Origin of the sequence: Streptomyces sp. NPDC046831 (assembly GCF_040645305.1) — a bacterium.
Lineage (GTDB): Bacteria > Actinomycetota > Actinomycetes > Streptomycetales > Streptomycetaceae > Streptomyces.
Genome location: NZ_JBEYXZ010000006.1, coordinates 140,152 through 156,088, shown reverse-complemented (window position 1 = coordinate 156,088; position 15,937 = coordinate 140,152). Strand labels below are relative to the sequence as shown.

Genomic DNA, 15,937 nt, shown 5'->3' with positions numbered 1-15,937 from the left:
GTGAATGGTCCGTTGATCGTCCAGTCAGACAAGACCCTGCTCCTCGAGGTCGACCACGACCAGGCCGACGACTGCCGCCGGGCCATCGCCCCGTTCGCGGAGCTGGAGCGGGCCCCCGAGCACATCCACACCTACCGGGTGACCCCGCTCGGCCTGTGGAACGCGCGCGCCGCCGGGCACGACGCCGAGCAGGTCGTGGACGCGCTCGTGCAGTACAGCCGCTACCCCGTCCCGCACGCGCTGCTCGTCGACATCGCCGAGACCATGGACCGCTACGGGCGGCTGACCCTGAGCAAGCACCCGGCGCACGGCCTGGTCCTGACGACCACGGACCGGCCGGTGCTGGAGGAGGTGCTGCGGTCCAAGCGGGTCGCGCCGCTCGTCGGCGCCCGGATCGATCCGGACACGGTGGCGGTGCACCCCTCGGAGCGCGGCCAGATCAAGCAGGTGCTGCTGAAACTGGGCTGGCCCGCCGAGGACCTCGCCGGTTACGTCGACGGCGAGGCGCACCCGATCGAGCTGCGCGAGGACGGCTGGGCGCTCAGGGCGTACCAGAAGCAGGCCGTGGAGAACTTCTGGCACGGCGGCAGCGGCGTCGTCGTCCTGCCGTGCGGCGCGGGCAAGACGCTGGTCGGCGCCGGCTCGATGGCGCAGGCGCAGTCGACGACGCTGATCCTCGTCACGAACACGGTCTCGGCCCGGCAGTGGAAGCACGAGCTGGTGAAGCGGACGTCGCTGACCGAGGACGAGATCGGCGAGTACAGCGGCACCCGCAAGGAGATCAGGCCGGTCACGATCGCGACCTACCAGGTCCTGACGACGAAGCGGAAGGGCGTCTACCCGCACCTGGAGCTGTTCGACTCCCGCGACTGGGGCCTGATCGTCTACGACGAGGTGCACCTGCTGCCCGCCCCGGTGTTCAAGTTCACCGCGGACCTCCAGGCGCGGCGGCGGCTGGGCCTGACGGCGACGCTGGTGCGGGAGGACGGCCGCGAGTCGGACGTGTTCTCGCTGATCGGGCCGAAGCGGTTCGACGCGCCGTGGAAGGAGATCGAGGCGCAGGGCTACATCGCGCCCGCGGACTGCGTGGAGGTCCGGGTGAACCTCACGGACTCCGAGCGGCTGGCGTACGCCACGGCGGAGACGGAGGAGAAGTACCGGTTCTGCGCGACGACGGCGACCAAGCGGAAGGTCACCGAGGCGCTCGTCCGCCGGTTCGCCGGGCAGCAGATCCTGGTGATCGGCCAGTACATCGACCAGCTCGACGAACTGGGCGAGCACCTGGACGCGCCCGTGATCAAGGGCGAGACGTCGAACGCGCAGCGGGAGAGGCTGTTCGACGCCTTCCGCGAGGGCGAGATCAACGTGCTGGTCGTCTCCAAGGTGGCGAACTTCTCGATCGACCTGCCGGAGGCGACCGTCGCCATCCAGGTCTCGGGCACCTTCGGCTCCCGCCAGGAGGAGGCCCAGCGCCTCGGCCGCGTCCTGCGGCCCAAGGCCGACGGCCACCAGGCCCACTTCTACTCGGTGGTGGCGCGGGACACGATCGACCAGGACTTCGCCGCCCACCGCCAGCGCTTCCTGGCGGAGCAGGGCTACGCCTACCGGATCGTCGACGCCGACGAGATCCTCGCGGAGAGCTGACCCGGGGGCCGTCCGGCGGCCGGGCGGAGGCGGCGGGCGGCCACCGCCAGCAGGGCCAGCCCCAGCAGCGTGTAGGGCGCCGCCAGGGGCTGCTGCCACCACGGCACGCGCAGGTCCAGGTCGCCGTCGTGCGGGATCATCCACATCGTGCGGGCGGTGAACACGAGCGCCGTCAGCGCCGCCCACCGGCGGTGGCCCGCCGCCAGCAGCACGGCGATCAGCGGGACGCACCACACCCAGTGATGGGACCAGCTGATCGGGGAGACGAGCAGAGCTGTCACGGCGGTCAGCAGGACGGCCCACCGCTCGTCGCGGGCGCGGCGCGCGAGCCACAGGCCGGCCGCGGCGACGGCGAGTGAGGGCAGCACCCAGGCCGGGCCGGGCGCCGCGTCCCGCAGCGCGCGGGCGACGACGCCCTGCACGGACTGGTTGTCGACGATGTACGGCTTGCCCACGCGGCCGGTCTCGAACAGGCGGCCGGTCCAGAAGTCGACGCTCGCCGCGGGCAGGACGGCGGCTCCGGCGGCGACGGTCGCGGCGAACGCGGCCGTCGCCGTGGCCGCCTCGCGCCCGCGCCCGCGCCCGCGCAGCAGGAGGTGGACGACGAACAGGGCCGGGGTGAGCTTGATCCCGGCGGCGACTCCGAGCGCCGCTCCCCGGGCGCGGGCGCCGGGCGGGCGCGTGAGGTCCCACAGCACCAGGCAGGCGACGGCGAGGTTGACCTGGCCGTAGACGAAGGTCTGGAAGACCGGCTCCAGCCAGAGGGCGAGGGCCGTGGCGGCGCAGACCGCCGGCAGGCCGGCCGGGCGGCCCGCCAGGCGCGTGGAGAGCCGGACGAGACAGGCGAGCAGGAGCGCGTTGCCCGCCAGGAACACCGCCTTGAGGACCGGGGCGGAAAGCCACGCGGTCGGCACGAACAGCAGGGCCGCGAACGGCGGGTAGGTGGCCCACAGATGCCACTCGGTGACGGCCGTGCCGTAGAGGTCGCCGCCGTGCAGCGCGGCCCGCCCCTCGGCCTGGTAGACCAGCGCGTCCGACAGGTCGAAGCGCCGGACGACGCAGAGGACGACCAGGGCGGTGAAGGAGAGGGCGGGGAGGACAAGGGCGGTTGCTGCACGCGACCGGAAGGCCACCGTCCGTTCTAACACGGGGGCGACCCTAGCCGGTCACCTGCGGCGTACGCCCGCCTCCTCGCCGTACTCGCCGAGGATGACGACGTCGAAGACGGCGCCCGCGAACACCTTGACGGCGCGCAGGGCGTTGCCCAGACGGTGGTGGTGGTCGCCCCCCACAGCCGTGGCACCGGCCGGGCGGGCGGGGCGTGGGGTGGTGGTCGCTGCGCTCATGACTCAAGGGTGCTTTCCGGAACCCGAGACCTGGATCGGTCCGCGGTGCCGCCTCGTCGGCTTCCGCGTACCCCTCTGGAGGGAGCCGACCCCCTGCCCGGGACGGACGGTTTCCCTTAGGGGTTCCGCCCGGGACGCCGGGGGTGCGCGCGCCCGGGGACGCCCGCGGCGGGGGCCGGGGTTGCCCGCGGCGGGGGCCGGGGTTGCCCTCGGCCGGGGGCCCGGTGATGTCCGCGGCGGAGGCCCGGGCAGGCGGCGGGGCACCGGCGCGCCCGGGGAAATCCATTGGCCCTCCACTCCCGCCACGCCCTAGAATCTCCGCTCTTGCCCGCCTCCCCCCGCCGGGAGCGCCGTCGTCCGCACGGAAACCGGACGGCATCCAGGAGTCACCGCAGCGAGCCGGCGACGCGCGCCCTCCTCCGCGCCGCCCCTCCCGCACCAGGCCAACCGGAGGCACCCCTTGTCCCCCTCGACCCCCGCGTCCCCCGCGTCCTCCGCCACGGCGGACCCCGACCCCGCGCGCCCCGCCGACGCCGGCGCCGGACCCGTCCGCCCCGCCGGCGACCCGCTGACGCGGGAACGGTCGCACCTGGCCGCCTCCCGCGCCGCCCTGCGCGCCATGCGGGAGGACGTCGAGGCGCTCGACCTCCGCGACGTCGCCGCGAACTGGGTCAACGCCCAGGTCCTCGCCCGCCAGGTCGACGAGCGCATCAAGGCACTGGCCGACCTCAGCGACACCCCCCTGTTCTTCGGACGGCTCGACTACCTGCACGCACCGGGAGCGGACCGGGCGGAGGGCGCCGAGGGCGAGAGGTTCTACATCGGGCGCCGGCACGTGCACGACGCCGACGGCGACCCCATGGTGATCGACTGGCGCGCGCCGGTCTCGCAGCCGTTCTACCGGGCCTCCAGGAAGGACCCGATGGACGTCGCGCTGCGCCGCCGCTTCGGCTACACGGGCGGCGACCTCACGGCGTACGAGGACGAGCACCTGTCGGACCCGGCGGAGCAGGCCGGCGCGAGCAGGCTGCTCCAGCGGGAGATCGAGCGTCCGCGCGTCGGCCCGATGCGCGACATCGTGGCCACCATCCAGCCCGAGCAGGACGAGATCGTCCGGTCCGGCCTGTCGGGCACGGTCTGCGTGCAGGGCGGCCCCGGCACCGGCAAGACGGCCGTCGGCCTGCACCGGGTCGCCTACCTGCTGTACGCCCACCGTGAGCGGCTCGCCCGCACCGGCACCCTGGTGATCGGGCCGAACCGGTCCTTCCTGCACTACATCGAGCAGGTGCTGCCCGCGCTCGGCGAGCTGACCGTGCGGCAGGCCACGGTGGACGACCTGGTGGCCCACGTGGAGGTCCGGGGGACGGACGACGCGGCGGCCGCGCTCGTCAAGGGCGACGCGCGGATGGCCGAGGTGCTCAGGAGGGCCCTGTACGCGCACGTCGCGGTGCCCGCCGAACCGGTCGTGGTGGTGCGCGGCTCACGGCGCTGGCGCGTCCCGGCGTACGACCTTCAGGAGATGGTCCGGGAGTTGCTGGACCGGGGCATCCGCTACGGCGCCGCGCGCGAGGCGCTGCCGCAGCGCATCGCGCACGCGGTGCTGGTGCAGATGGAGCGCGCGGGCGAGGCTCCGGACGACCGGGTGCAGGACGCCGTCGCCCGGAACGCGGCCGTGAAGGCCGCCGTCAAGGCGATCTGGCCGCCGGTCGACCCGGCGAAGCTGGTGCTGCGGCTGCTGACGGACGCGGACTTCCTCGCCGCGCACGCGGACGGGATCCTCACCGAGGAGGAGCAGAAGACGCTCCTGTGGGCGAAGCCCGTCCGGTCGGTGAAGTCGGCCAGGTGGTCGGCCGCCGACGCGGTGCTGATCGACGAGGCCGCCGACCTGGTGCAGCGCACCCACTCCCTGGGGCACGTGGTCCTGGACGAGGCCCAGGACCTCTCCCCCATGCAGTACCGGGCCGTCGGCCGGCGCTGCACCACCGGCTCGGCCACCGTCCTCGGCGACCTGGCGCAGGGCACCACGCCCTGGGCGACGCGGACCTGGGAGGAGACCCTCACCCACCTCGGCAAGCCCGACGGGGTGGTCGAGGAGCTGACGGCGGGTTTCCGTGTGCCGACAGACGTCATCGGCTACGCCTCCCGCCTGCTGCCGCACATCGCGCCGGGCCTCACCCCGGTCGCGTCGGTGCGGGAGAACCCGGGCTTCTTCGCCGTCCGCGCGATCACCGGCGACGCGGACGTGGTCGCGGCCTGCGAGGAGCTGCTGCGCCACGAGGGCTCGACCGGCCTCATCGCCGCCGACGCCCGCGTCCCGGCGCTCGCGGCCGCGCTGTCGGAGGCCGGGCTGCCCCACCTGGCCCCCGGTGAGGAGACGACCCGGGAGACCCGGCTGACCCTGGTGCCGGCGTCGCTGGCCAAGGGCCTGGAGTACGACTACGTCGTCCTCGACGAACCGCGGGCCGTGGTCGACGGCGAACCCGACGAGCGCACCGGCCTGCGCCGCCTGTACGTGGCGCTGACCCGAGCGGTGTCGGGCCTGATCGTCACCCACAGGGCCCCGCTGCCGGCGCAGCTCTCCTGACCCGGCCGGCCCCGTTGAGGCGGACGGGTGCCGGCCCCAGCGTCCGCGGTGGCGCGTCGGCGTCCGGCGGACCGGTCCTGCGGCGTCGGGGGGACCGGCGCCTCGGGGCCTGCGCCCGCTCCGCGGACCAGAACGCGCAGTGCCGCGTCACGGAAGATGAGCCCGACCAGGCGACGAAGCCCCACGCTTCTTGCTGTCGTCGATGTCCGGCGCGTTGAGGTGCACCCGCCGCCCTCGATGTCAGTGGCCGCTGCCATGCTGCCCGGCATCGTCGACAGCACGGGAGCAGAGCATGGTGGAGCAGGCGGTACGACCGGTGGTCGAGGCGATCGCCGCCGGGGCCCCGAACGGCTGGACGCACGCGGTGCTGCACGGCCGGGCAGGGCGGGGCGGCACCGGAGTGACCGGCGGCTACAGCCGGCAGGGGGAGAACTGGCGCAGCGGCCTGCCCAATCCCTACGTGGAACTGATGGGGCTGGCGGAGACACTGCGTGAGGACCGCGGCTGGGAACCCGTCAGCCTGGAGATCCGGTGCCGGCCGTCCGGCGAGTACCGCCTGGTCGCCTTCGGCGACGCCGTCAGCAGGGTGACCGGGACGGACGGCGGCTTCCAGGTGGTCCTGGACCCCGGCTACCGGTTGCCCCAGCCGGGTCTGTTCCAGGAGTCCGGCACCGCCGCGCCGGCGGGCGACCCCGAGGCGGCCGTGGCCCGCTTCCGTGACTACCTCGAGCGGCGTGCCGCGATCCTGGGCCACCCCGAGGAACTGCCCCCGCCCGCCACCGCCGCCGCGATCGAGGAGGCCGAACGCCGCCTGGGCCACCGCCTGCCCCCCGACCTGCGGGCGCTGTACCTGGTGGCCGACGGGGACGGCATCGGACACGAGAACCGGTACCTGTTCCGGAACAACGCCTGGCTGTCACTGGAGAGCATGGTCGCCGAGCGCACCGAGTGGGGCGCGGACGAGCGGCCCTGGTACGGCTGGGACCTGGAGTGGGACGCCGTCGTCTTCGACACCGCACCCGCCGACACCGTCCGCCGCTGTGGGGGCCACCCCGGCTGGCTGCGCTTCGGCAGCAGCGAGGACGGCAACTTCCTGGCCGTGGACACGGCTCCGGCCCGTGACGGACGTCCCGGCCAGATCATCCGGACCGGCCGCGACTACGACGAGGGCCCCTTCCACGTCGCCGACTCGATCACCTCACTTTTGGGCCACCACCTGGAACTCCTGAACCAGGGCGCCTTCGAGAAGCACGGCGACCACATCTTTCTGATCGAACCCGACCGCGATCCCGCCCCGCAGCAGATCGTCGGCGGCGACATCCCGGGCGACGTCCCGCCCACCCTCCAGGCGATCCACGTCAACGACGTCACCGGCCTCGTCGACCTCGCCCCGCTCACCGCCGCACCCCGGCTCCGCCGCCTGCACCTCAACCGTTCCACCACGGCCGACCTGACCCCCGTGCGGGAACTGTCCGTCGAGTCGCTGCGCGTCACCCTCGCCGGAGCCGACCTGACCCCCCTCGCAGCCCACCCCCACCTGACCTCGCTCGACCTGGCCACCACCGGCCCGGTCGACATCAGCCCCCTGCGCACCGTCCCCCACCTGCGGGGTATCGATCTCTCGGGAGCCGACGTCCCGGACCTGACCGTCCTGGCCGACCTTCAGGACCTCCGCTACCTCTCCCTCACCGCCCGCCAGTGGACCGCCCTCGTGAACGAGGCCAAGGTGCCACCCACCCTCGTCGCCGCGCGCCTGGCCGACGCGGACGCCACCTTCGACGACGCTCTCGCCTGGGCGGCCCACCTCGGCCTCGACACGGGGAACGCCCTCCGCCTCTCCGGCACCCTCGAGGCCGCCGGCGGGTGACACGCGCCCTCCCGGGACCCGCTCGGTGGTGGCGGGACCCGCGGGGGCCGCACCGAATCGTCGCGCTGCGGCTGGTCAGCGGTGCCCGACAGGCGCGGCGCACCTGATCGGACGAGGACGTGGACCTGAGATCTCCTCGCAGGTGCGCTGCGCTGAAGAGGGGCCGGGGGAAAGCAGCCCTGCGGGGTTCCACAGGAGGTGAGCCGGAACCGCTACTCGGGAACGGAGCCACCCTGCCGGGCGCCGGCCGGGACGCCGTCGGGCGCGCCGTCCAGCACCGCCCGCCACCGTGCGACCGCGTCGGCGCCGACCGGGCCCGCCCAGCCGTCCGGGCGGGCCGCCCCGCCGATGTGGAAGGCGTCGATGCCGGCGGCCCGCAGCGCGGGCACGTGGTCGAGCCGCAGCCCGCCGCCGACGAGGATCTGCTGCTCGTACCCCGCCTCACCGCTCCGTCCGGCCTCCGCGGCCAGCGTGGGCAGCCCGTGGTCCACACCCGCCGCCGCCCCGGCCGTCAGATACGTGTCGAGGCCGGGCAGCCCGTCGAGCTGCTTGCGCAGGGCGTCCCGGTCGGCGGCCCGGTCGATCGCCCGGTGGAAGGTCCACCGGCACCCCTGGAGCGCGGTGACGACCCGCTCCACGGCGGGCAGGTCCACCGCGCCCGCCTCGTCCAGGAACCCGAGCACGAACTCCTCGGCCCCGGCGGCGCGCAGCTCACCGGCCGTCCCGACCAGCCGGTCCACGCCGTCGGCCCCGCCCGCGGCGAACCCGTCCGCCAGACGCAGCATCACCCGCAGGGGGAGGTCGACGGCGGCACGGATCGCCGCGAAGTCCGCGGCCGACGGGGTGAGCCCGTCGGCCGCCATGTCGGTGACCAGCTCGAGGCGGTCGGCGCCGCCCGCCTCGGCGGCGACCGCGTCGCCCGCGTCGAGGGCGATCACCTCCAGGACTGCACGCGTGCTCATGGAACCCCTCTCCACGGTTTCCCTGGGCGCTACAGGTCTAGTCCAATCCCAGCCTACGCCGCTCAGGGCCCCGCGGGGGCGGCGGTCACCCGAAGACGTTCAGCTCGTCCTTCTCCGCGCCCGCGAGCTCGTACGACGGCCCGGACGCCGGCAGCGGACGCCCGGCGCAGAGCCGTACCAGGGTGGCGGCGTCGCCGATGTAGCGCGCCGGAGTCCGCCCGCCGTCCAGGTCGCCGAGGCGCAGCGGCTCGTCCAGGTCGTCCAGGTCGGCGTGCACGGGCGGGCGGCCCGCCTCGCGGGTGACGTGGGCGAGCAGCGTCAGGGCGTGCGGCAGCCCGGCACCGGCGTAGGCCCCCGGCTCACCGAGGGCCTCGCGCACGTCACCGGCGTGCACCCACTCGCCGAGCGCGATCTTGTCCAGCGCCCCGCCGGCCTTCGCGATCACCGGCCCGGCCTCGGTCATCCCGCGCTCCAGCTCGTCCACGACACGCGGGGTGTCCCACTCGGCCCGCTCGGCGATGTCCCGGTCGTTGGACTCGGGTGAGAACACGCCCGGCTCGAACCGGTTCTCCACCACCCGCATCAACGCGGCGGAACAGTGCGCCAGCACATCCCGCACCGTCCACCCCGGACAGGCTGCCACCGGCAGCGCGAAGTCCTCCTCGGCCCTGCCCCGCAGCAACGGGATCAGCGCGTCCCGCTCCGCGGCCAGCAGCCGGCCGGGCAGCTCGGGGTCTCGTTCGTTCGGCACATCAGCAGGGGTCGTCATGAGGGCCACGCTAGTGCGGGACCCGGCCGCACGTCCCGAACCGGGACCCACCGTCCGGCCGACCGCGCCACGCACGGGGCGCACGCCGTCCCGACGGGAACAACTCGGGCCGCCTCCGAAGGGGCGACCCTGTCGACACCGGCTCCGGGTCAGTGCGCGCGGCGCGCGTGAGCGACGAACGCGGACCAGGCGGCAGGCGCCACCGTGAAGACACCCCGGCCGGTGTCCTTGGAGTCGCGGACGTGGACGGAGGCGGGGAGAGTGGCGACCTCGACGCACTCGCCGCCTTCACCACCGCTGTAGCTGGACTTGAACCAGTGGAGCACCTTGGCCTGGGACTGCTCGGTGTTCATAGGTCTCCTTGCAGCAACTTCTCGATGTGGCGCACGGATTCGGCAGGGGACAACGCCTGTGCCCGCAGGATTCCATACCGCACGGCGAACCCACGTACGCTTTCCCGCTTGGTGATCACACGCCCGTTGCCTTGACTCTCCACGTACGCGACTTGCTCCCCGCCCTCCGGGGTCATCATCGTGAACGGACCATCCGCTCCCGCATGATCGACGACCCGAGTCGGCATGACCTGGATCTCAACGTGCGGGTTTTCGGCAACGAGCAACATGTGCTCCAGCTGTCCACGCAGCACAGCTTTGCCGCCGAACGGCCGCTCCAGTACGGACTCTTCGATGACGAAGCTGAGCGTTGGAGCGGGCTTCCGCTCGTAGATCTTGTGGCGAGCCATTCGCGCCGTCACCATCTGCTCGATCTCGTCTTCGCGCCGCCGGGGCCTGCGCACGGTAAACATGGTCCGCGCGTACTCCTCGGTCTGGAGCAGGCCGGGCACGGCCAGCACCGCGTAGGCGTGAAACTCGACGGCCTCCTCCTCGATTCGCGCGGCGTCCCGGAAGAAGGCCGGGTACCGGGTGAGGGCCACGGCCCGCTTTGCAGCGAGGAGCAGTCCACCCCCGTCCAGCAGGCTGTCGAGGTTGTCGATGGTCTCCGGACGCGGGATCCGGCGTCCCTGCTCGATCGCGGCGATCTGCGCCTCGCTGTATCCGAGCCGTGGGGCGAGCGCGGACTGCGTGAGCCCGGCCCGCTCGCGGAGGATCTTGACCTGCCTGCCGAAGGAACGCAGCAACTCGTCGGCGGGCTCCTCGCTCCGCGCCGCTCCCGACTGCTCCACACCCTGCACCATGGGCTGCCCCTCTCCCGCACCGACAGACACTCGGGGCATCCCTACAGCCACGCTGTGTAAGGGGCCCGCTGCTGGTCACGGTACGTACGCGACGGCACGCTCGCTCCCATGACGACCGAAAGTCCCCCCATCGAGCACAGCGACCGACACGCGCCGCAGGCCGAGGAGTTCGCCATGTGCTTCACCGCGACCCCGCGAGGCGCCCGTCTGGCCCGGCGGCTCGCTTCCCACCGCTTGGACGCCTGGGGTTTCCCGTACGAGTCGGAGGTGAACGAGACCGTGACGCTCGTCGTGGCCGAACTCGCCGCCAACGCGGTGACCCACGGACTCGTCCCCGGCCGCGACTTCCGTCTGGGGCTCACGCTGGCCGCCGCCCGTGACGTCGTCCGCGTCGAGGTCACGGACACCCGGGACGGAGACCTGCCCTCGGCCCGGCCCCGCGCCCCACGGGACCTGGAGGCGGAGGGGGGCCGCGGTCTGTGGCTGGTGTCCTGTCTGGCCGCCCGGCTGTCCGTCGAGCCGCGCGCGGAGGGCGGCCCGGGCAAGACGGTGCGGGCCGAGCTGGAGCTGCGCGGCGCGGGACAGGGACGGGCCCGCGCCGGGAAGAATGGCCCCATGGCCGACACCGACGCCCTGCGTGCCCGTTTCGCCCGTGCCCTGGAAGGGGCCCGCGGCCCCGGGGGCGGTCCCGACCCCGCGCCGTACGCCGACAACCTGCTCGCCCGCTGGCAGGAGCCGCAGCGGCGCTACCACACGCTCGAACACCTCACCTCGGTCCTGGACCACGTCGACGTGCTGGAGCAGTACGCGGACGACCCGGACGCCGTACGGCTCGCCGCCTGGTTCCACGACGCGGTGTACCTGCCCGACCGGTCCGAGAACGAGGAGCGTTCGGCCCGGCTCGCCGAACGGGCCCTCACCGAGGCCGGAGTCCCCCCGGAGAAGACCGAGCAAGTCGCCCGCCTGGTCCGCCTCACGGTCACCCACGACCCGGCCGGCGACGACCGCGACGGACAGGTGCTGTGCGACGCCGACCTGGCGGTCCTCGCCTCGCCGCCGTCGGTGTACGCCGCCTACACGGCCGCCGTCCGCGAGGAGTACCACTTCGTGCCGAACGACGCCTTCCGCGCGGGCCGCGCCACCGTCCTGCGCCAACTGCTCGATCTGCCGCAGCTGTTCAGGACGCCGTACGGGGCCTCGAAGTGGGAGGCGACGGCGCGCTACAACGTCGCCGCCGAGCTGGAAATGCTGTCGACCTGACGGACGGCTCCCGCCTACCCTGCCGCGTATGCGACCAATGGGCGGGGAACAAGTCGAGGAGGCCGTCGCGGGCGCCGTGGCGCTGCTGCGGACGGCGACGGACCGGGACTGGGACGGTGTGCGGGCCGGCCGGCTGGAGTGGAGCTGCCGGCGGACCGGCGAGCACGTCGCCGGCGCCCTGCTGGCGTACGCGGGGCAGCTGGCCGGACGTGCGCAGCGGGCCTACGTCCCCTTCGAGATCACCCTGGACGAGGGCACCGGCCCCGCGGACGTCCTGGACGTGATCGGGACGACCGGCGCCCTGCTCTCCGCCACCCTGCGCACCACCCCGCGTGATGTGCGCGCCTTCCACCCGTTCCCCTTCGGCAGCGCGAACCGCGAGGGGTTCGCCGCGATGGGCGTCGCCGAGGTGCTGCTGCACACGCACGACATCGCCGAGGGCCTCCGACTCGCCTACGAGCCGCCCGCCGAGCTCGCCGAGGACGTCCTGACCCGGATCTTCCCGCAGGTCCCGCCCGGCCCGGCGCCCTGGCCCACCCTGCTGTGGGCGACCGGCCGCGGCGAGCTGCCCGGCCGCGCGCCGGTCACCGAGTGGCGCTGGCAGAACAACCTCGTGATCGAGGCCGGACGCCTCACTCTCCAGGGCGTCACCCCCGCCGCGGCCGAGGACCTGCGGCTGGGCGGCGACGGCGGCTTCGTGTGGATCGACGGCGGCCCGTGCGAGGGCACCCGCGAGGCCGCGGGGATGATGCTGAAGGCCTACGAGGAGGGCTCGCACCGCCCCGACTGGGGCGTGTTCGTGCTCGTCCGCCGGGAGGACGGCCGCGCGGTCGGCGGGATGGGCTTCCACTCCGCCCCGGACGCGGCGGGCCGCGTCGAGGTGGGCTACGACTTGGCGGAGGCCGCCCGCGGCAACGGCTACGCCACCGAGGCCCTGCGCGCGCTGTCCGAGTGGGCCCTCGCCCGCGACGAGGTACGGGTGGTGTGCGCGAACGTCGCCCCGGACAACGCCCCTTCGCACGGTGTGGTGTCGCGCGCCGGGTTCGCACGGACCGGCGGGAACGACGAGGAGATCACCTACGAGCTGCGCCGCTAGGTCCTGTCGTGCGGAGCACCCCGGCGTCCGGGCCCGACGTCGCGGGCCGTCCGCCCCGCCTGTCGCGGCGCCGTCCGCCCGGCCCTCCGGGCGGCGGCGGGGCCGCGGCGGCAGGCCCCGACCGCGTTCGCACCGCAGCGCCCGACGCCCCGCCGGCGCCTACCCGCAGCCCCGGCGCACGAGCCCCTTGCGGCGGCAGGCCCCGGACCGCGTTCGCACCGCCCGACCTGGCGCGCCGCCGGCGCCTACCCGCAGCCCCGGCGTGCGAGCCCCTTGCGGCGACGGAGTCCGGAGGCGTGCAGCAGCCGCACCACCTCGCGGCTGCTGACCTCCACCGCCCCGGCCGCCACCGCGTCGGCGTACCGGTGGGACGGCAGGTCATAGTGGTCGCGTTCGAAGGCCCGCCGGGGCACGCCCAACGCCTCCGCGAAGGCGTGCAGTTCGGCGTACGAGTCGTCGCTGACGAGGTGGGACCACAGGCGGCCGTGTCCGGGCCACGTCGGCGGGTCGATGTAGACCGTCACGGCGTCACCGCGGCGCCCCGCCCCTCGTCCGGACGGTCACGAGGAGGGCTCCCCGCGCAGCGCCTGCCCGAGCGAGCCGACCGGAGCCACCTTCACCCCCGCCTGGGGGCACACCCAGTGCGGGTCGGGGCCCAGTTCCGGCTCGACGTCCAGCGCGTGCGGGTCGCCCGAGGCGCACACCGGGCACAGCGGCCAGCGGCCGTACCGCTCCAGGAGCGCGTCCTGCACGTCCTGCGCGACCAGGCCGGCGACGAACGCCACGCCGTCCGGCCACTGCTCGACCCACCAGCGGCGCCCGGCGACGGAGTCCTCCACCAGGGAGACCACGTCGGCCTCGGCGACCCGGCCCGCGACGAGGTCGGCGAGCACGAGGGCGCGAGCGGCGTGCAGCGCCTGCTCCAGGGGGCTGATGGCTTCCATGCCCCCATTGTGCGCACTCTTGACCGCACGTCCGAGTCGAAAATATCTTTCATCATGTGACCCAGGAAGTGAAGGAAATTTTCGCACCGGGGAGCGGGCCCGGCGGCGCACCACCCGCACCCGCCGCGCTCGCCGCCAAGGTCCGCACCCTCGCGCCGTCGATGACCCGCTCCATGCAACGGGTCGCCGAGGCCGTCGCGAGCGACCCGGCCGGCTGCGCGGCCCTCACGGTCACCGGCCTCGCGGAGCTCACCGGCACCAGTGAGGCGACCGTCGTGCGCACCGCCCGCCTGCTGGGCTATCCGGGCTACCGCGACCTGCGCCTGGCCCTCGCCGGGCTCGCCGCGCAGCAGCAGTCCGGCCGGGCGCCGGCCATCACGACCGACATCGCGGTGGACGACCCCATCGCCGACGTCGTCGCCAAGCTCGCCTACGACGAGCAGCAGACCCTCGCCGACACCGCCGCCGGGCTGGACACGGTCCAGCTCGGTGCGGCCGTCACCGCGCTCACGGCCGCCCGCCGCACCGACGTGTACGGCATAGGCGCCTCCGGCCTGGTCGCCCAGGACCTCACCCAGAAGCTGCTGCGCATAGGGCTGATAGCCCACGCGCCGAGCGACCCGCACCTCGCCGTCACCAACGCGGTGCAGCTGCGCGCCGGCGACGTGGCGATCGCGATCACCCACTCCGGTTCCACCGGCGACGTCATCGAACCCCTGCGCGTCGCCTTCGAGCGGGGCGCGACCACCGTCGCGATCACCGGCCGGCCGAACGCGCCCGTCACGCAGTACGCCGACCACGTGCTGACCACCTCCACGGCCCGCGAGAGCGAACTGCGCCCGGCGGCGATGTCCTCCCGCACCAGTCAACTGCTCGTCGTGGACTGCCTGTTCGTCGGTGTGGCCCAGCGGACGTACGAGACGGCGGCGCCCGCGCTGGCCGCGTCGTACGAGGCCCTGGCCCACCGTCACCGCAGCACCGCGCGGTAGACCGCCGGACCGCACGACAGGACCGCAGGACCGCACGGCGGGCGACCGCGGTGTGCACCGCCGGCGCCGTGCGGCAGACCGCAGGACCCGACCGCCGGGGCAGGCCGCGGCGTCCGCGCCGCGCGCCGCCCTCCCCGAGGGCGTCGCGTCGCCCCGCACTGGAAAGCACCGGAAAGAGCCGCTCCCATGACCTTCACGCCCCACTACCGCGAACTGCGCGCCGAGTTGGAGACGCTGACCACCGAGGCGTTCCGCCCCGAGCTCTCCGACATCGACCGGCTGCCCACCCTCGACATCGCCCGGCTCATGAACGCCGAGGACGCGACCGTGCCCGCCGCCGTCGCCGAGCGGCTGCCGCAGATCGCCGCCGCGATCGACGCCGTGGCGGAGCGGATGGCACGCGGCGGCCGGCTGCTCTACGCCGGCGCCGGCACCGCCGGCCGCCTCGGCGTCCTCGACGCCTCCGAGTGCCCGCCCACCTTCAACACGGACCCCGCGCAGGTCGTCGGCCTGATCGCGGGCGGCCCCGCGGCCATGGTCACGTCGGTGGAGGGCGCGGAGGACTCCCGGGAGCTGGCGGCCGAGGCCCTGGACGCCCTCCGCCTCACCCCCGACGACACGGTGGTCGGCGTCTCCGCCTCCGGCCGCACCCCGTACGCCATCGGCGCGGTGGAGCACGCCCGGCGGCTGGGCGCGCTCACGATCGGCCTGGCCTGCAACGCCGGCAGCGCGCTGGCGGCCGCCGCCGAGCACGGCATCGAGATCGTCACGGGCCCGGAGCTGGTCACCGGCTCGACCCGGCTGAAGGCGGGCACGGCGCAGAAGCTGGTCCTGAACATGCTTTCGACGATCACGATGATCCGCCTGGGCAAGACCTACGGGAACCTGATGGTCGACGTGCGGGCCTCGAACGACAAGCTGCGCGCCCGCTCCCGCCGCATCGTCGCCCTGGCCACGGGCGCGCCGGACGACGAGATCGAGCAGGCCCTCGCCGCCACCGACGGCGAGGTGAAGAACGCGATCCTGGTGCTCCTCGCCGGGGTCGACGGCCCGACGGCCGCACGGCTGCTCGCCGCGTCGCACGGACATCTGCGCGCGGCCCTGTCGGCGGCGACCGGATCGGCGGACGGCTGACGTACGCGGCGCCCCTCGGCGCGGATTTCACTCTCACGGGTGAGTACGGCTATACTCGATCTTGAGCTGGCCGGCAGAAACTGCCGCCGGGTCACGCGTCGGTGGTCCAAGGAAAGACGTCCCGCTTCCTGCGGGGAGATGCAGGTG

At 74.2% G+C, this 15,937-nt stretch carries 15 protein-coding genes and 1 pseudogene; 8 read left to right on the top strand and 8 right to left on the bottom strand.

The features are described from left to right. Positions 1–1,644 carry a DNA repair helicase XPB gene (locus ABZ920_RS08570; protein WP_361500243.1) on the top strand — a complete coding sequence of 548 codons (1,644 nt, stop codon included), beginning with the start codon at positions 1–3 and terminating at the stop codon, positions 1,642–1,644. Here the strand turns inward: ABZ920_RS08570 and ABZ920_RS08565 are convergent. Both ABZ920_RS08565 and ABZ920_RS08560 read right to left on the bottom strand, forming a co-directional pair. Then, positions 1,602–2,792, bottom strand: a complete 1,191-nt coding sequence (locus ABZ920_RS08565; protein ID WP_361500240.1) for a glycosyltransferase 87 family protein — start codon at positions 2,790–2,792, stop codon at positions 1,602–1,604. The genes ABZ920_RS08570 and ABZ920_RS08565 overlap by 43 nt on opposite strands. Positions 2,793–2,810: 18 nt before the next feature. Beyond that, positions 2,811–2,990, bottom strand: coding sequence for a hypothetical protein (locus ABZ920_RS08560; protein ID WP_361500237.1), 180 nt, complete (start codon positions 2,988–2,990; stop codon positions 2,811–2,813). Positions 2,991–3,609: 619 nt separating this feature from the next. On the opposite strand from ABZ920_RS08560, the gene ABZ920_RS08555 reads away from it, so the two are divergent. Both ABZ920_RS08555 and ABZ920_RS08550 read left to right on the top strand, forming a co-directional pair. Then, on the top strand, positions 3,610–5,574 hold the full coding sequence (locus ABZ920_RS08555) for a UvrD-helicase domain-containing protein (RefSeq protein ID WP_361500442.1): 1,965 nt from the start codon (positions 3,610–3,612) through the stop codon (positions 5,572–5,574). Positions 5,575–5,866: 292 nt separating this feature from the next. Next, positions 5,867–7,441, top strand: coding sequence for an SMI1/KNR4 family protein (locus ABZ920_RS08550; protein ID WP_361500234.1), 1,575 nt, complete (start codon positions 5,867–5,869; stop codon positions 7,439–7,441). A gap of 212 nt (positions 7,442–7,653) precedes the next feature. On the opposite strand, the gene ABZ920_RS08545 is transcribed toward ABZ920_RS08550, so the two are convergent. The 4 genes from ABZ920_RS08545 to ABZ920_RS08530 form a co-directional block, all read right to left on the bottom strand. Continuing rightward, on the bottom strand, positions 7,654–8,403 hold the full coding sequence (locus tag ABZ920_RS08545) for a copper homeostasis protein CutC (protein WP_361500231.1): 750 nt from the start codon (positions 8,401–8,403) through the stop codon (positions 7,654–7,656). Between the two features lie 85 nt (positions 8,404–8,488). Next, positions 8,489–9,172 (bottom strand): maleylpyruvate isomerase family mycothiol-dependent enzyme, encoded by a 684-nt coding sequence (locus ABZ920_RS08540; protein ID WP_361500230.1) that lies wholly within the window; start codon positions 9,170–9,172, stop codon positions 8,489–8,491. A 149-nt stretch (positions 9,173–9,321) separates the two neighbouring features. Then, entirely contained in the window at positions 9,322–9,525 is a 204-nt protein-coding gene (locus ABZ920_RS08535) for a DUF397 domain-containing protein (protein ID WP_361500227.1), read from the bottom strand. Beyond that, the gene (locus tag ABZ920_RS08530) at positions 9,522–10,367 is read right to left on the bottom strand and encodes a helix-turn-helix transcriptional regulator (protein WP_361500224.1); all 846 of its coding nucleotides are present in this window, start codon (positions 10,365–10,367) and stop codon (positions 9,522–9,524) included. The genes ABZ920_RS08535 and ABZ920_RS08530 overlap by 4 nt, the downstream gene beginning before the upstream one ends. 108 nt (positions 10,368–10,475) lie before the next feature. Between ABZ920_RS08530 and ABZ920_RS08525 the strand changes: the two are divergent. From ABZ920_RS08525 to ABZ920_RS08515, 3 genes and pseudogenes are all read left to right on the top strand, one after another. Continuing rightward, positions 10,476–10,910: pseudogene (locus tag ABZ920_RS08525) on the top strand (ATP-binding protein); the annotation flags it as partial. A 72-nt stretch (positions 10,911–10,982) separates the two neighbouring features. Further along, entirely contained in the window at positions 10,983–11,627 is a 645-nt protein-coding gene (locus ABZ920_RS08520; protein WP_361500440.1) for a hypothetical protein, read from the top strand. Between the two features lie 28 nt (positions 11,628–11,655). After that, positions 11,656–12,723: a GNAT family N-acetyltransferase gene (locus tag ABZ920_RS08515; RefSeq protein WP_361500221.1), complete on the top strand. Its 1,068-nt coding sequence runs from the start codon at positions 11,656–11,658 to the stop codon at positions 12,721–12,723. A gap of 245 nt (positions 12,724–12,968) precedes the next feature. Here the strand turns inward: ABZ920_RS08515 and ABZ920_RS08510 are convergent, their stop codons facing one another. Both ABZ920_RS08510 and ABZ920_RS08505 read right to left on the bottom strand, forming a co-directional pair. Next, complete coding sequence (locus tag ABZ920_RS08510; RefSeq protein WP_361500218.1) at positions 12,969–13,247, bottom strand: DUF4031 domain-containing protein; 279 nt, start codon at positions 13,245–13,247, stop codon at positions 12,969–12,971. A gap of 36 nt (positions 13,248–13,283) precedes the next feature. Further along, positions 13,284–13,667, bottom strand: coding sequence for a hypothetical protein (locus ABZ920_RS08505; protein ID WP_361500215.1), 384 nt, complete (start codon positions 13,665–13,667; stop codon positions 13,284–13,286). 56 nt (positions 13,668–13,723) lie between these two features. Between ABZ920_RS08505 and ABZ920_RS08500 the strand changes: the two genes are divergently transcribed. Together ABZ920_RS08500 and murQ are read left to right on the top strand one after the other, a co-directional pair. Continuing rightward, a complete protein-coding gene (locus tag ABZ920_RS08500) occupies positions 13,724–14,656 on the top strand; it encodes a MurR/RpiR family transcriptional regulator (RefSeq protein WP_361500213.1) in 933 nt (310 codons plus the stop codon). A gap of 186 nt (positions 14,657–14,842) precedes the next feature. Then, positions 14,843–15,790: an N-acetylmuramic acid 6-phosphate etherase gene (murQ, locus tag ABZ920_RS08495; RefSeq protein WP_361500210.1), complete on the top strand. Its 948-nt coding sequence runs from the start codon at positions 14,843–14,845 to the stop codon at positions 15,788–15,790. Positions 15,791–15,937: the final 147 nt, after the last annotated feature.

Coding starts and splice junctions, on each gene's coding strand:
- ABZ920_RS08515 (WP_361500221.1), top strand. CDS start 11,656: ATGCGACCAATGGGCGGGGAACAAGTCGAGGAGGCCGTCGCGGGCGCC.
- ABZ920_RS08530 (WP_361500224.1), bottom strand. CDS start 10,367: ATGGTGCAGGGTGTGGAGCAGTCGGGAGCGGCGCGGAGCGAGGAGCCC.
- ABZ920_RS08555 (WP_361500442.1), top strand. CDS start 3,610: ATGCGGGAGGACGTCGAGGCGCTCGACCTCCGCGACGTCGCCGCGAAC.
- ABZ920_RS08520 (WP_361500440.1), top strand. CDS start 10,983: ATGGCCGACACCGACGCCCTGCGTGCCCGTTTCGCCCGTGCCCTGGAA.
- ABZ920_RS08550 (WP_361500234.1), top strand. CDS start 5,867: ATGGTGGAGCAGGCGGTACGACCGGTGGTCGAGGCGATCGCCGCCGGG.
- ABZ920_RS08535 (WP_361500227.1), bottom strand. CDS start 9,525: ATGAACACCGAGCAGTCCCAGGCCAAGGTGCTCCACTGGTTCAAGTCC.
- ABZ920_RS08505 (WP_361500215.1), bottom strand. CDS start 13,667: ATGGAAGCCATCAGCCCCCTGGAGCAGGCGCTGCACGCCGCTCGCGCC.
- ABZ920_RS08545 (WP_361500231.1), bottom strand. CDS start 8,403: ATGAGCACGCGTGCAGTCCTGGAGGTGATCGCCCTCGACGCGGGCGAC.
- ABZ920_RS08560 (WP_361500237.1), bottom strand. CDS start 2,990: ATGAGCGCAGCGACCACCACCCCACGCCCCGCCCGCCCGGCCGGTGCC.
- ABZ920_RS08540 (WP_361500230.1), bottom strand. CDS start 9,172: ATGACGACCCCTGCTGATGTGCCGAACGAACGAGACCCCGAGCTGCCC.
- murQ (WP_361500210.1), top strand. CDS start 14,843: ATGACCTTCACGCCCCACTACCGCGAACTGCGCGCCGAGTTGGAGACG.